The sequence below is a fragment of the Burkholderia sp. Tr-20390 genome (assembly GCF_017104595.1).
In the GTDB taxonomy this organism is placed as follows: domain Bacteria; phylum Pseudomonadota; class Gammaproteobacteria; order Burkholderiales; family Burkholderiaceae; genus Burkholderia.
In genome coordinates this window covers 1-13,260 of the sequence record NZ_JAAGPC010000046.1, presented here as the reverse complement: position 1 = coordinate 13,260, position 13,260 = coordinate 1, and the positions used below count along the sequence as shown (strand labels likewise).

11 protein-coding genes are annotated in these 13,260 nt (G+C 62.6%); 6 read left to right on the top strand and 5 right to left on the bottom strand.

The features are described from left to right. Genes G3N98_RS15175 through G3N98_RS15165 form a run of 3 tightly spaced genes read right to left on the bottom strand, consistent with a single transcriptional unit; the run spans position 1 to position 3,078 of the window. Entirely contained in the window at positions 1 to 795 is a 795-nt protein-coding gene (locus G3N98_RS15175; protein WP_206148583.1) for an ABC transporter permease, read from the bottom strand. Beyond that, positions 785 to 1,891, bottom strand: a complete 1,107-nt coding sequence (locus G3N98_RS15170) for a hypothetical protein (RefSeq protein ID WP_206148582.1) — start codon at positions 1,889 to 1,891, stop codon at positions 785 to 787. Before G3N98_RS15170 ends, G3N98_RS15175 begins: the two co-directional genes overlap by 11 nt. A gap of 2 nt (positions 1,892 to 1,893) precedes the next feature. Continuing rightward, positions 1,894 to 3,078, bottom strand: coding sequence for a polysaccharide biosynthesis/export family protein (locus G3N98_RS15165; protein WP_206148581.1), 1,185 nt, complete (start codon positions 3,076 to 3,078; stop codon positions 1,894 to 1,896). Between the two features lie 437 nt (positions 3,079 to 3,515). Between G3N98_RS15165 and G3N98_RS15160 the strand changes: the two genes are divergently transcribed. The 3 genes from G3N98_RS15160 to G3N98_RS15150 all read left to right on the top strand — a co-directional run bounded on the left by G3N98_RS15160 (position 3,516) and on the right by G3N98_RS15150 (position 7,774). Beyond that, on the top strand, positions 3,516 to 4,667 hold the full coding sequence (locus G3N98_RS15160; RefSeq protein ID WP_206148580.1) for a glycosyltransferase family 1 protein: 1,152 nt from the start codon (positions 3,516 to 3,518) through the stop codon (positions 4,665 to 4,667). A 27-nt stretch (positions 4,668 to 4,694) separates the two neighbouring features. Continuing rightward, positions 4,695 to 6,707 (top strand): capsular biosynthesis protein, encoded by a 2,013-nt coding sequence (locus G3N98_RS15155; RefSeq protein ID WP_206148579.1) that lies wholly within the window; start codon positions 4,695 to 4,697, stop codon positions 6,705 to 6,707. A gap of 254 nt (positions 6,708 to 6,961) precedes the next feature. Continuing rightward, complete coding sequence (locus tag G3N98_RS15150) at positions 6,962 to 7,774, top strand: mechanosensitive ion channel family protein (RefSeq protein WP_175240431.1); 813 nt, start codon at positions 6,962 to 6,964, stop codon at positions 7,772 to 7,774. A gap of 79 nt (positions 7,775 to 7,853) precedes the next feature. Here G3N98_RS15150 and G3N98_RS15145 read toward each other — a convergent pair whose 3' ends face one another. Continuing rightward, positions 7,854 to 8,537, bottom strand: coding sequence for a DedA family protein (locus G3N98_RS15145; RefSeq protein WP_006484968.1), 684 nt, complete (start codon positions 8,535 to 8,537; stop codon positions 7,854 to 7,856). A 173-nt stretch (positions 8,538 to 8,710) separates the two neighbouring features. Between G3N98_RS15145 and mutL the strand changes: the two genes are divergently transcribed. Together mutL and miaA are read left to right on the top strand one after the other, a co-directional pair. After that, positions 8,711 to 10,702 (top strand): DNA mismatch repair endonuclease MutL, encoded by a 1,992-nt coding sequence (gene mutL, locus G3N98_RS15140; RefSeq protein WP_206148578.1) that lies wholly within the window; start codon positions 8,711 to 8,713, stop codon positions 10,700 to 10,702. Continuing rightward, a complete protein-coding gene (miaA, locus tag G3N98_RS15135) occupies positions 10,699 to 11,679 on the top strand; it encodes a tRNA (adenosine(37)-N6)-dimethylallyltransferase MiaA (protein ID WP_206148577.1) in 981 nt (326 codons plus the stop codon). The genes mutL and miaA overlap by 4 nt, the downstream gene beginning before the upstream one ends. 5 nt (positions 11,680 to 11,684) lie before the next feature. Here the strand turns inward: miaA and tetR are convergent, their stop codons facing one another. Beyond that, the gene (gene tetR, locus G3N98_RS15130; RefSeq protein ID WP_206148576.1) at positions 11,685 to 12,317 is read right to left on the bottom strand and encodes a tetracycline resistance transcriptional repressor TetR; all 633 of its coding nucleotides are present in this window, start codon (positions 12,315 to 12,317) and stop codon (positions 11,685 to 11,687) included. Positions 12,318 to 12,380: 63 nt separating this feature from the next. On the opposite strand from tetR, the gene G3N98_RS15125 reads away from it, so the two are divergent. Beyond that, positions 12,381 to 13,260 (top strand): MFS transporter (locus tag G3N98_RS15125; RefSeq protein ID WP_206148575.1); only part of this gene is annotated, 880 nt, incomplete at its 3' end.

Here is a 13,260-nt window from a genome sequence, read left to right as displayed (position 1 = left end):
TCAGTTGAGTTGCACTCGCCGAATGGCGTAATGAACAAGCGAAAGTGCAAACAAAGTGAAAAATGACAACGCAAACACCGTGTAATCAATGTAGTAGAGTGTAGGCATGCGATCCCCGTAATATCCGTGATGGAAATACTCGACCGCATCGATCAGCGGGAAATACGTCATCATCTCAGCAAGTCGCGGAGGCAAAACGTACGTGGGTATAAAAACCCCCGATACGGGCATCATCAGATAGAGAATTACATGCGACACCCGTTCGATCGACTCACTCAACTCAGACAGCGCAGCCATAATCAAAACGAAATCAAACGAAAACCACAATACTAGGAAATATCCCAATATCATCGTAAGTGGATCAGCCGGAATCTGGCAAATACCAATTACAATCAATACGACAAACAAAACAAGAAACGACGCTGTAGCACCTGCGAACTCGAGAATGATTCTCGAGTACAGTATATCCATCGGCAGGATCGGCTTATAGTGCAACAACGCACGATTGAAGTCGATCGCCTTGATCACTCGATTCGTCGCATTGCGCCAAAACAGTAGAGTCGGATAACTGACGGCCAGGTATTCCGCAACCGGATACCTGGCCGTCGTTTCCGTATTACTGAAGATGACTATTACTCCGACCACAAACATCGCCGGCTCAGCCATTATCCACAATACGCCAAGCCCCTCTCGACCAAAACGGGTGATCATCTCGCGCATGATGAGCGCCCAGACGACTCTGACCTGGATGCCCAGTTGCTCCCGGAACGTCGGAGGACGGTAATCAGCGGTCATAGTGCTCTTTCACTCCACCGATAACGATGGTCAATACGCCCCACAAAATCAATCCGAGCAGGAACGTAGCGAGGATGGCTCGCCCCCTGCGAGGGCTCATCGCATAGTCAGGCAGACTCGGTTCGGAAATGCGCTCAAGATAAAGTTGCTTACGCTCAGCCTCGACACGTGCCTGATCCAACAACGTTATAGCGCCCGCAAGAATCTTGTCGGCAACGTCCTTCTCCAACGTCAGACGCTGAAACTCCGCAGCCTTGCTGGCCAACGAGCCGCCCGGAGAGCCGGCAACGTGCTGACTCACCTGATCGATCGCTTGTTGCAGCAACTTAGCGCGATCGCGCAGAGTCGGCAGCCCCGGGTTGGCCGGCGACAACCTTTCCATTTGGGCAATCTGCACACGGGTGGCAATTAGATCGTCCTGAAGCTTTCCAACCTGCTGCAGTGGAATATTGGACTGGCGTTCGGGGTCGATAACACCCGCGTTATTCCGATAACGAGCCAACGCCAATGTAGCGATACGGTCGTTTTCTTTTGCAACATCGACATCATGCTGCGCAGTATTAATCAGATCCGCCCTAGCTCGGGCATTCATTTGATTGACGATCCGCTCACCCAACTCCAGCAGACGCTTATTCATACTCCAAGCAAGATGCGCATCATACGCATTGGTATTCAGCGTCACAATCGGGGAATCGGTATCAACCTTTGCCTCAACGATTTTCTTACCATAGTAAAGATAGAACTCTTCGAGGCTATCATTCAAACCAAATACTGAAAATCTATTAATAAAGTCGATCGAACCATTTTGAAATTTCGATTTGATCTTTTGCTCCCGATCCAACACCATCATTGCATCACGAGAGAGAATGTATTTCTGAACCGTATACGCACTCCCTTCCGGCTGCGAAAAACCACCGACGCCCTTCAACAAACCACCCAATCCGGAAGTATTAGTTTGCTGCGGACTGCGAATCAGGAAGCTACTGACAGAGGTATACTCATCACTGGCAACAATTCCGAAATATATAATCGCAATACTAGTAGGTATAACGACCGTTATCAAAAACAAGCGGTTAATTCGCTTCAGGAATTTCATAATTATTTGAACGTCTGCACACCAGACACGATCGGGTAGGCTACGGAGAACACCAGGTTCAGCACTTTTTGCAGTTCTGCCACCGGCGCATTAGAGACGTAGAGGACGTCCTTGTTGTCCATCATGAAGCTCTGCGCCACGAAGAACGAATCCGGGTCCTTCAGATTGATGTGATAGATAACCGGAACTTTCCCGTTTGCCGTCGTTCGCACCGGTTGGTTGGGCCATTTCAGCGCCTGTTGATCTTCCAACCGGAAAATGAATACGCCCTGTGCGTCTGAACGCGAGTCTTGCAGGCCACCCGCCCGCGCCAACGCCTGCGCCAGCGTAATTCCCTGTGCCTCGAAATTGATTTCCTCGTTCTTGCCCGTCGCACCAAACGCAGTAAAGCTGTAGGGCTGGAACAATGCGGTGACAACGTCACCTGCCTTGAGCGGCACGTTCTGGCGCGGATCGCGGATCACCGTTTCGAGCGGCTCCAGCGCGACGGTTTCGCCGCGCGTCACCTGAATCATGGTCTTGTTGATCGGCTGCTTCACACCTCCGGCCGCGGCGAGCGCGTCGAGCACGCGTTCGCCACGCGCGCTCAGTTGCATGCGTGTGCTGCTCGATACGTCTCCTACCACGGTGACATACGAGGTTTCGTTCCGCGCCAGTTGCACCAGAACCTGCGGGTCATGCGCGATATTCTTGAGACGCGCTGCGATATAGGCTTGCAACTGGCTTGGCGAACGGCCCGTTGCCTTGATGGCGCCAACGAACGGCACATGGATGTTGCCGTTACCGTCGATCACCTGCGTCGGCAACTTGGTCAGCCGCGCGCCAGTCGGTACACCGCTGGGCGTCGGAGCGTCACTCGTACCACCGCCAAACAGAGTGGCAGGCGGTGCTTCCCAGATCGACACCTCGACCACGTCCCCCACACCTAACTGTTGCTGAAACGCCGAATCGCCGCCTAGTGCTGCAGCAAAATCCGTACTTTTGCGGCCGGCATAGAGTTGCCGCGCCACCTGATCAGTCACATCGACGACCTGGACTCCTTGCGAACTGACTTGATTTGTGCCGGCACCACTGGCATTAATCTCGGAACGACTCGGCCCGGACGTGGGAATGGCTCCACACGCAGCCAACCCAATGGTGCCGCCGATGGCAGCAGCCACCCAAACACTGCGATTTAAACTCTGCATTTAACAATCCAGTCATTCAAAGGCCGCCGGATTTTACCGCACAATGTAAGATGTACCGGAGAATTTACCAGCATGGCGCATCCGAAATGCCGGCAGACGCCCTTGGAGCCCCCTCGGTTTTTCGTCGTCCATCTGCCCTGGCTACGCTCAGCCGAATCCTTAGCCCGCTAAGGAGCGAGCCGGTCTCGCACAAACAGGGGCGGCCTCAAAAATCCATTGCTTCCGCGCACAGGGGCGCGAACGAATCGGTAAATCTGACATCAAGCTTCAATTTTTTTGGCATGCCCCGCATTCGTGCTGACCAACAGACGCACACGCGAATTGTCCCGCCATGCGAGATGCCATAGAATTACCCGGCGGAATTGTTGCATGAGCCATCAGGCTTCGGCAAACGGAAACATTTTTCATTTCCGTACGCACAACCACATTGCACCTGCGTGACAAAAATACTTCTAGACGTCACTCGTCTTGCCACCCGATTTTATGACGGCCTGATTCCCACCGGGGTAGACAGAGTTGGACTGGCTTACATCCGTCGATATGGGAACCGTGCGCGCGCAGTCCTGAGTGAACGCGGTTTTTCCATCGTTTTAACGGAAAAAGCCTCGCAGAAGACGTTCTCGTTGCTGCTGTCGTCCGATCGAGACCGATGGGCAGTGCGCAGAATAGTTGCTTCCGCGTTGCTAAACGGGCTTCGATCGGCAACATTCGATCGCGCAATTTTGTTGCATACAAGTCACAACGGGATGGAGTTCACCCGATATTATCGAGCGATGGCGCAACGCAACGCGCGCTCGGTCTTCATGGTCCACGATCTGATTCCGCTGACGCATGCGGAATACTGCCGCCCTGGCGTGGACGCATCGCATCGTGCCCGCATCCATACAGCACTCCGACATGCGAGTGGCCTGATCAGCAATTCACAGGCGACCTACGACGAATTGGCGAACGAGGCCCGGCAAGCGTCGCTTCCGCTCCCGCCAGTCGTCGTCGCTCCACTCGCACCCGCCGTGGAACCTCATCCACCGAGCCCGGCTCCGATCGATGGCCCGTACTTCGTGATGCTCAGTACGATCGAGCCGCGCAAGAACCACTGGTTCATCTTGCATGTCTGGCGGCGCCTGGTCGAACAGTTTGGGGAAACCGCCCCCAAGCTCGTGGTCATCGGTCGGCGCGGCTGGGAATGCGAGAACGTCGTCGATATGCTGGAGCGCTGCACAACGATCCGCGGTGCGGTTATCGAAGAATCGGATTGCAGCGATGAACGACTGCACGCATGGTTGCAACATGCACGAGCGCTCATCTTCCCGTCGTTCGCCGAAGGCTACGGGATGCCGCTCGTCGAGGCACTGATGTTGGGCGTGCCGGTACTCGCCAGCGACTTGCCGGTCTTTCACGAGATTGCATCGGACATTCCCGATTATCTCGACCCGCTCGACGGGCCGGGATGGCTTGCACGGATTCGCGAGTACGCTCGCTCGGACAGCAGCGAGCGCGCGAATCAGCTCACGCGGATCGAGCGCTTTCGAGCGCCGACCTGGGCCGAGCACTTCGATCGCATCGATGGCTTCCTCGATTCGCTCCGGTAAATGATTCCGGCACCCACTGAGCACTCGATGACGTCCGAATCCCGGTCATTCGACGCAAGTGCAACCGCACGCGGCAAACGCATGATCGGCTGGCTGACCGGAAAGTCGCCGTTCGTGTGGATCGATTCGTGGCTTGGCGTCGCGCTTGCCCGAACGTCCGCGTCGATCGGACGTACCGTGTACCCTGCATGCCCCGGTCCGATCTTCGCCCGGCACGCAACCCACGCTCCGCCTCTTTCGTGGTTCTGCGTTCCGTCGGATCTGGTTGCGCGCGGTGGACTGGTCGCCGCACTCGAAGGCCTGCTAGCGGCCACGCCTGACACCGACACGGACAGGCTATGTCGCGACCTGATGCGCCGCGTGCTCGACAGCGACGCGTTGCACGTTCGCCATCAGCTCGCCGAATTGCCGAATGCATGGCACGAATCCGGTGGTGGCAAACGCATTGTGCTGATCGATGAACGCGAAACGTCGCATACCGATATCTGCACACCGGCAACACTCCGCCGACAGAATTTTGCTGTAATGGCGGATGCAGCACGTGCGGCGCACCGCGATGCAGACCTTTGGATCTTGCGTTCCGCCGATGCAGGTGCTGGCAACTGGCTTTCGACGAAAACGCAACTGCACGGGAATGCAAGGATTCTCGACGTTGCGCATTCCTTGCGGGACGTGCTGCGGCGCGCCGACGCCGTCCATGTCGTGGGAGCATCTGAGGGGATGGCAGCGCTTCTGGCCGACGTCCCGGTTCACGTGTTCGGCACCCCCTACTACGCGGGCTGGGGACTGACGCAGGACCACACCGCCATGCCAGAGCGCCGTGCGCGCCCCTCGGTATTTGCGTTATTCGATGCCGCTTTCCTGCAGCTCGCGCGCTACCTTGACCCGGCGCGCGGCACACAAGGCACGCTCGATACTGCACTCGACTGCATCGAGCTGCAGCACGCCGTCGCCGACCGATACAGGGATCTCGGCCGCGTGGCCGGCGTGCGCTTCCAATGGTGGAAGCGGCCTTACGCCACGCCCTACCTGTCGGCGGGAGGCGGAACGTTGCGCTGGATCGCAGATCCGCGCGACGCCCACACCGACGAACACGCGGCGATATGGGGGGGACGATCGGCCGAAGGCCTGCCCACCGGCGTCGCCCATGTCCGGATCGAAGACGGCTTTATCCATTCGACAGGACTCGGCTCCGACATGTCACCACCGTGCAGCCAGGTCATCGACCGCCGCGGCCTGTATTTCGACGCGAGTCGTCCGAGCGACCTGACCGTCATCCTTAACCAGACCACGTTCGACGAAGCAGAATTGCGGCGCGCGGCGGCGCTCAGGCAGGACATCGTGCGGCTCGGGCTCACGAAATACAATCTCGGCCGCCAGGCGCCTACGTGGCACATCCCTCATGACAAGCGTGTCGTACTCGTCGCCGGCCAGGTTGCGGACGACGCGTCGATCCGACTGGGAACCGGCACGATAGCCACATCGGAAGCCTTATTAAAGGAAGTGCGTGCTCGCCGACCGGACGCATTCATCATTTACAAACCGCATCCGGACGTACTGTCCGGCAATCGCGCCGGGCTCGTCGATGCAGAACACCTCGCGGACATCGTCGATGCGGACGCGGATCTCATTTCGCTGATCGACGTGACGGACGAGTTGCATACGCTCTCGTCGCTCGCCGGCTTCGATGCACTGATGCGCGGGAAGGAAGTCCATACCTATGGCCTGCCCTTTTATGCTGGCTGGGGGCTGACGCACGATGCGCTGGAGCAGCCGTGGCGCGAACGCCGACTATCGCTCGACATGCTGACGGCGGGAGTGCTGCTCCGTTACGCCATTTATTGGGACTGGCAGCTCTCGCTGTTCACGACACCCGAAGCAATCGCCCGGCAACTGGCGCCGAATGCAGCTCGGCCGCTTGAGAAAATACGCGGAAACCGCGCCCGCCCACTCGTCAAGGCAATACGTTGGACGCGCAACGCGATACGTTATGCCGGGTGGCAAGGGCAGCAATATTTTCGCGATCGAACGATACGCTGACGACGATCGGTACATCCGCTGCCTGACGACATAGTCACTCACGGAATCGTCAGGCATTTTCTACTCGAACCGGTTCAGATGTCATTTTGCATGAGACCGGCAACCGCCACGGGCAGCACGCACACGCGTCCTGCCCGTTTTCCATTACGTCAAGCAATGTCAGGCCGGTTGCCCGCCCCTCCCAGGTCAGGTTATAAAAGCGCCACCCATCCGGTGCATGCGCCGCCCTTTCTACCCCTGACTTCGGAGAACGCATGATCGATCTCGCCACAGCCCAGCAATTCCTGATGACCCGCGGCCTCGACTTCGGCCTCAACCTGCTCGCCGCGATCGTATTGTGGTTCGTCGGCCGCTGGGCAATCCGTATCGGCACGCGCCTGCTCGGCAAGGTCGTGCGCCGCAGCGGCAAGGTCGACCCGACACTGACCGACTACCTGACCTCCGTCGTCGGCGTGCTGCTGACGATCCTGCTGATCCTCGCGATCCTGCAGATCTTCGGCGTTCAGACGACCTCGTTCGCCGCGTTGCTCGCCGGCCTCGGCCTCGCGATCGGTACCGCCTGGGGCGGCCTGCTCGCGCATTTCGCCGCAGGCGTGTTCATGCAGGTGCTGCGCCCGTTCAAGATCGGCGACGTGATCAGCGCGGGCGGCGTCACGGGCACGGTGAAGGAGCTCGGCCTGTTCGGCACGACGATCATCACCGCCGACAACATCGTGACGATCGTCGGCAACAACAAGATTTTCTCGGACAACATCGCGAACTACAGTGCCACGCCGCATCGCCGCGTCGACCTGACCGCGAAGATCGCGAACAGCGTCGATGCGGTCGACGCGATCAACCGCCTGAAGACGTCGATCCAGCAGATCCCGAACGTGCTGACCACCCCGGCGCCGGACGTCGGCGTGCTGCAGTTCACGCCGGAAGGCCCGCTGCTGTTCGTGCGCCCGTCCACGGCACCCGAGAACTACTGGCAGGTGTATTGCGACACCAACCGCGTAATCATCGAGACGTTCCGCGACGCGCAATACCCGACGCCCGAAACCCCGATCTCGCATCGCAACGCGTAACGGAAGCACCGGACGAAAAAAAAGCGTGGCAGCCGCCACGCTTTTCTATTGCACCGAGAAGAGAACCGACCACTCCCGCTCAGCGCCCACCCGCCTTCGGCACATTATCCGACTGCTTCCCGCGCACCAGCTTCCACACCGCGCCAAGCGCGACCGGCACGACCGCCGCGCCGATCCCGACCAGCACGATCACGTTCAGGTACTGGCGGATGAACGGGATGTTGCCGAAGAAATAGCCGAGCAGCACGAGCAGCAGCACCCACACCAGCGCACCGATCACGTTGAAGAGCTGGAAACGCGCGGCGCTCATCGACGACGCGCCCGCGACGAACGGCGCGAACGTCCGCACGACCGGAATGAAGCGTGCGAGCACGATCGTCTTGCCGCCGTGCTTGTCGTAGAACGAGTGGGTCTTCTGCAGCGCGGCGCGATCGAGGAAGCGCTCGAGCACCGGGATATGCGTATTGAACACCTTCGGGCCGATCCAGCGGCCGATCATGTAGTTCACCGTGTTGCCGGAAATCGCCGCGACGAGCAGCAGCACGATCAGCAGGCCGACATTCATCTCGCCCGTCGCCGCGAACGCGCCGCCGATGAACAGCAGCGAATCGCCGGGCAGGAACGGGAACACGACGAGCCCCGTCTCGCAGAACACGATCAGGAACAGCACGAGATAGACCCACGCGCCGTACTGCCGGATGAAATCGCCGAGGAAAGCGTCGATATGCAGGACAAGGTTGACGAAATGAAGCAGCGTATCCAAATGCGATTCCTCGAAGGCGATAGGGCCGGAACGGCCGAAAAAGGCTGAAGCGCCCGCCGGTCAAGGCCGGGCGTGTTACGGACCCATGATACCGAAACTACCTTAAGGCTCCGTGAAAAAACGTAACCGCCGGTCGCCCCGGCACGCATTCGCCGCCTCGCTATAATTCGGCCATGTCCGATATCACCGAAACGGCCGCGGGCGCCGCGCCCGCCCCCGCTCCGCGCCTGCTGCGCGCGATCCAGCCCCTGCCCGACCAGCTGATCAGCCAGATCGCCGCCGGCGAGGTCGTCGAACGCCCGGCGTCGGTCGTCAAGGAGCTGCTCGAAAACGCGATGGACGCCGGTGCCAGCACGCTGCGCATCGTGCTGGAAGAAGGCGGCGTCAAGCGCATCTCGATCACCGACGATGGTTGCGGGATTCCGCCGGACGAGCTGGCGCTCGCGCTGATGCGCCATGCGACCAGCAAGATCCGCTCGCTCGAGGAGCTCGAGGCGGTCGCGACGCTCGGATTCCGCGGCGAAGCGCTCGCGTCGATCGCGTCGGTCGCCGAGATGTCGATCACGAGCCGGACGGCCGATGCCGCGCACGCGATGAAGATCGACGCGCAGACGGGCGTGCTGTCGCCCGCCGCCGGTGCGACCGGCACGACGATCGAGGTCCGCGAGCTGTACTTCAACACGCCCGCGCGGCGCAAGTTCCTGAAGAGCGAGCAGACCGAGTTCGGCCACTGCCTGGAAATGATTCGCCGCGCGGCGCTCGCGCGGCCGGACGTCGCGATCTCGGTGCTGCACAACGGCAAGGCGGTCGAGCACTGGAATGCGACCGAGCCGGCGCAGCGCGTCGCGAAGATCCTCGGCGACAGCTTCGCGACCGCACACCTGCCGCTCGACGAGCAGGCCGGCCCGCTCGCGGTCTACGGCTGCGCCGGCCTGCCGACCGCAAGCCGCGGTCGCGCCGACCAGCAATACTTCTTCGTCAACGGCCGCTTCGTGCGCGACAAGCTGCTGACGCACGCGGTGCGCGCGGCCTACGAGGACGTGCTGCACGGCGACCGCTACCCGTCATATGTGCTGTTCCTCGACCTGCCGCCCGAAGCCGTCGACGTGAACGTGCACCCGTCGAAGATCGAGGTGCGCTTCCGCGATTCGCGCTCGATCCACCAATATGTTTTCCATGCGGTCCAGCGCGCGTTGGCGCGCCACGCGGGCGCGTCGCCGGAAACCACGGCGGGCGGCCATGCCGCGCAACTCTCACCGGCACCGCGCGGGCCCGCTTCATTCCTGGACACACCGCTCGGGCAGAGCCAGGGCCACGCAACCGGCAGCGGCGGTAGCGGCTTCTCGTCGCCGTCGTCGTCCCCGTCGTCGGGCAACACGTGGATGCGCCAGGCGCGGATGACCCAGGGCACGCTGCCCGTCGCGCAGCCGCTCGCGCTCTATGACGCGCTGTTCGGCCGCAAGGACACGAGCGCGGGCACGCCGGACGGCACGACGACCCTCGCACGCGATTCGGCCGACGCGCCGATCGGACCGCTGTCGGGCTTCACCGCGTCGCCGATCGCGGCGACCGCGCACGACGAGCAGCCGCTCGGCTTCGCGCTGGGCCAGATCCACGGCATTTACGTGCTCGCGCAGAACGCGCACGGCCTCGTGATCGTCGACATGCACGCGGCGCACGAGCGGATCCTGTACGAACAGTTCAAGAACGCGCTGGCCGACCGCTCGGTCGCCGTGCAGGCGCTGCTGCTGCCGATCTCGATGACGGCCACGCCGGTCGAGATCGGGACGGTCGAGGAAGAGCGCGACACGCTCGAATCGCTCGGCTTCGACCTGGCGGTGCTGTCGCCGACGACGCTCGCGATCCGCGCAGTCCCGGCGCTGCTGAAGGATGCCGACCTGCAGTCGCTCGCGCGCGCGGTGCTCGCCGATCTGCACGCGTTCGGCGGCTCGCGCGTGCTCACCGAGCGTCAGCACGAACTGCTCGGCACGCTCGCGTGCCACCACGCGGTGCGCGCGAACCGGCGCCTGACGCTCGACGAGATGAACGCGCTGCTGCGGCAGATGGAAGCGACCGAACGCGCGGACCAGTGCAATCACGGCCGGCCGACGTGGTATCAGCTCACGCTGAACGATCTCGACCGCCTCTTCATGCGCGGCCAATGAGCGCAGCACAGCACGCCACCCCCAGCCCGACGACGATCGCCTGCCTGCTCGGCCCCACCGCATCGGGCAAGACGGCCGCGGCGCTGGCGCTCGCCGCGCGCCGCCCGATCGAAATCGTCAGCGTCGATTCGGCGCTCGTCTACCGCAACATGGATATCGGCACCGCGAAGCCTTCGCGCGACGAGCGCGCGAGCGTGCCGCATCACCTGATCGACATCATCGATCCGGCCGACGCGTATTCGGCCGCGAGTTTCCGCGCGGACACGCTGCGCCTGATCGGCGAGATCGCCGCGCGCGGCCGCACGCCGCTGCTCGCGGGCGGCACGATGCTGTACTACAAGGCGCTGACGCAGGGGCTCAACGACCTGCCGGGCGCCGATCCGGACGTGCGCGCGACGCTCGATGCCGAAGCCGAGCGCGATGGCTGGCCCGCGCTGCACGCGCGGCTCGCGCAAGTCGATCCCGACACGGCCGCGCGACTCGCGCCAAACGATTCGCAGCGGATCCAGCGTGCGCTCGAAGTGTTCATGCTGAGCGGGCAGCCGATGTCGGTGCTGCTTGCCGCGCCGCGGCGCACCGACAATGCGGCCGCCGCTTACCGCTTCGTGCCGGTCGCGCTCGAACCGTCGGATCGCGCAGTACTGCACAAACGGATCGAACAGCGCTTCGATGCGATGCTCGACGCGGGCTTCATCGACGAAGTCGAGCGGCTGCGTCGTCGCGAGGACCTCCATCCCGACCTGCCGTCGATGCGCTGCGTCGGCTACCGGCAGGCGTGGGAATTCCTCGACGGCGATACCGACTACCGGACGATGCGCGACAAGGGCATCTTCGCGACGCGCCAGCTCTGCAAGCGCCAGATCACCTGGCTGCGCGCGATGCCGGAGCGGATCGTCGTCGACTGCATCGCGCCGGACTCGACGGCCCGCGCACTCGACGCGCTCGAACGCGTGCTCGACGGCCGCACGCCGGACTGACCGCGTCAGCAGCGCTTGCGCGCTGCCAGGCGCGCGCGAGCGCCGTCGACGATCAACGCAACGCCACGCTCGAACGCCTCGTCGCCGCCACGTGCGCGCAGCGCGGCCCAACCCTTCGCGAGCAGCGGATACTCGGCCGCGTCCGGCAGCGGCGCATCGGCGTCGCCGTCCGCTTCCGCCTGCTCTTCCAGCACCCATCCGACCACGAAGCGGCCCAGCGCATACATCACGTCGACCGCCTCGTCCGGCGCGAAACCCGCATCGCCGAGCAGCGCGACCTTGCGTTCGATCGAGCCGAAATGCAGCGCCCGCGGCCGCGTACCGGCATGCAGGCGCGCGCCGTCGCGATAGGCCAGCAGCGCACGACGGAAACTGCGCGCGTTGTCCAAAAGCCACGCATCCCACGCTTCGCCCGGCCGCGGCAGCGACGCATCGTGACGCTCGAGCATGATCGCCTCGGCCATCGCGTCGAGCAGTTCGCCCTTGTTCTTGAAATGCCAGTAAAGCGTCGGCGACTGCACGCCGAGCCGCTCGGCGAGCTTGCGCGTCGACAACCCGTCGATGCCGACTTCGTCGAGCAGTTCGAGCGCCGCGCGCAATACCGTGTCGCGCGTCAGCCGCGCCCCTGTGTCCTTCATCTCTATCACCGATAGGGAAAGCTGTGGAATAATTGCCACTCTATCACCGATAGAGTCACGCTCTTGAACCCGTCCCTGATTGCCATCCTGGCCACGGTCCTGCTCGACGCGATCGGCGTCGGGATCGTGATGCCGATCCTGCCCGGGTTGCTGCGCTCGCTCGCCGACGCAGGCAGCACCGACACCCATTACGGGATCCTGCTCGCGCTGTATGCGTTCGCGCAGTTCCTGTGCGCCCCGCTGCTCGGCGCGCTGAGCGACCGCTTCGGCCGCCGGCCCGTCCTGCTCGCGTCGCTCGCGGGCGCCGCGCTCGACTACCTGCTGATGGCGCTCGCGCCGACCCTCGCGTGGCTTTACGTGGGGCGGCTGATCGCGGGCATCACCGGCGCGAACGTCGCGGTCGCGACTGCCTATGTCACCGACGTCACCGCCGAACCCGATCGCGCTCGACGCTTCGGCCAGCTCGGCGCGATGATGGGCATCGGCTTCATCGTGGGCCCGCTGATCGGCGGCCTGCTCGGCGCGCTGCATCTGCGCGCACCATTCGTCGCGGCCGCCGTGCTCAACGCGCTCAATCTCGTGCTGGTCTGGCGTGCGCTGCCGGAATCACGGCCGCGTTCGGCCCGCGAAAGCCATGCGGTTGGCCCGCTCAATCCGTTCGCCAGCCTGCGCCGGCTGACCGGCGCGCCCGCGCTCGCCCCGCTGATCGGCATTTACGTGATCGTGGCGCTGGTGTCGCAGGCGCCCGCAACACTGTGGATCCTGTACGGCCAGGAGCATTTCGGCTGGTCGACGCCGATCGCGGGGCTGTCGCTGGCGGGCTACGGCGCGTGTCACGCGCTCGCGCAGGCCTTCGCGATCGGGCCGCTGATCGCGCGGCTCGGCGAGCGCCGCGCGCTGGCTCTGGGCCTCGCGGGCGACGCGCTCGGGCTCGTGGCGATCG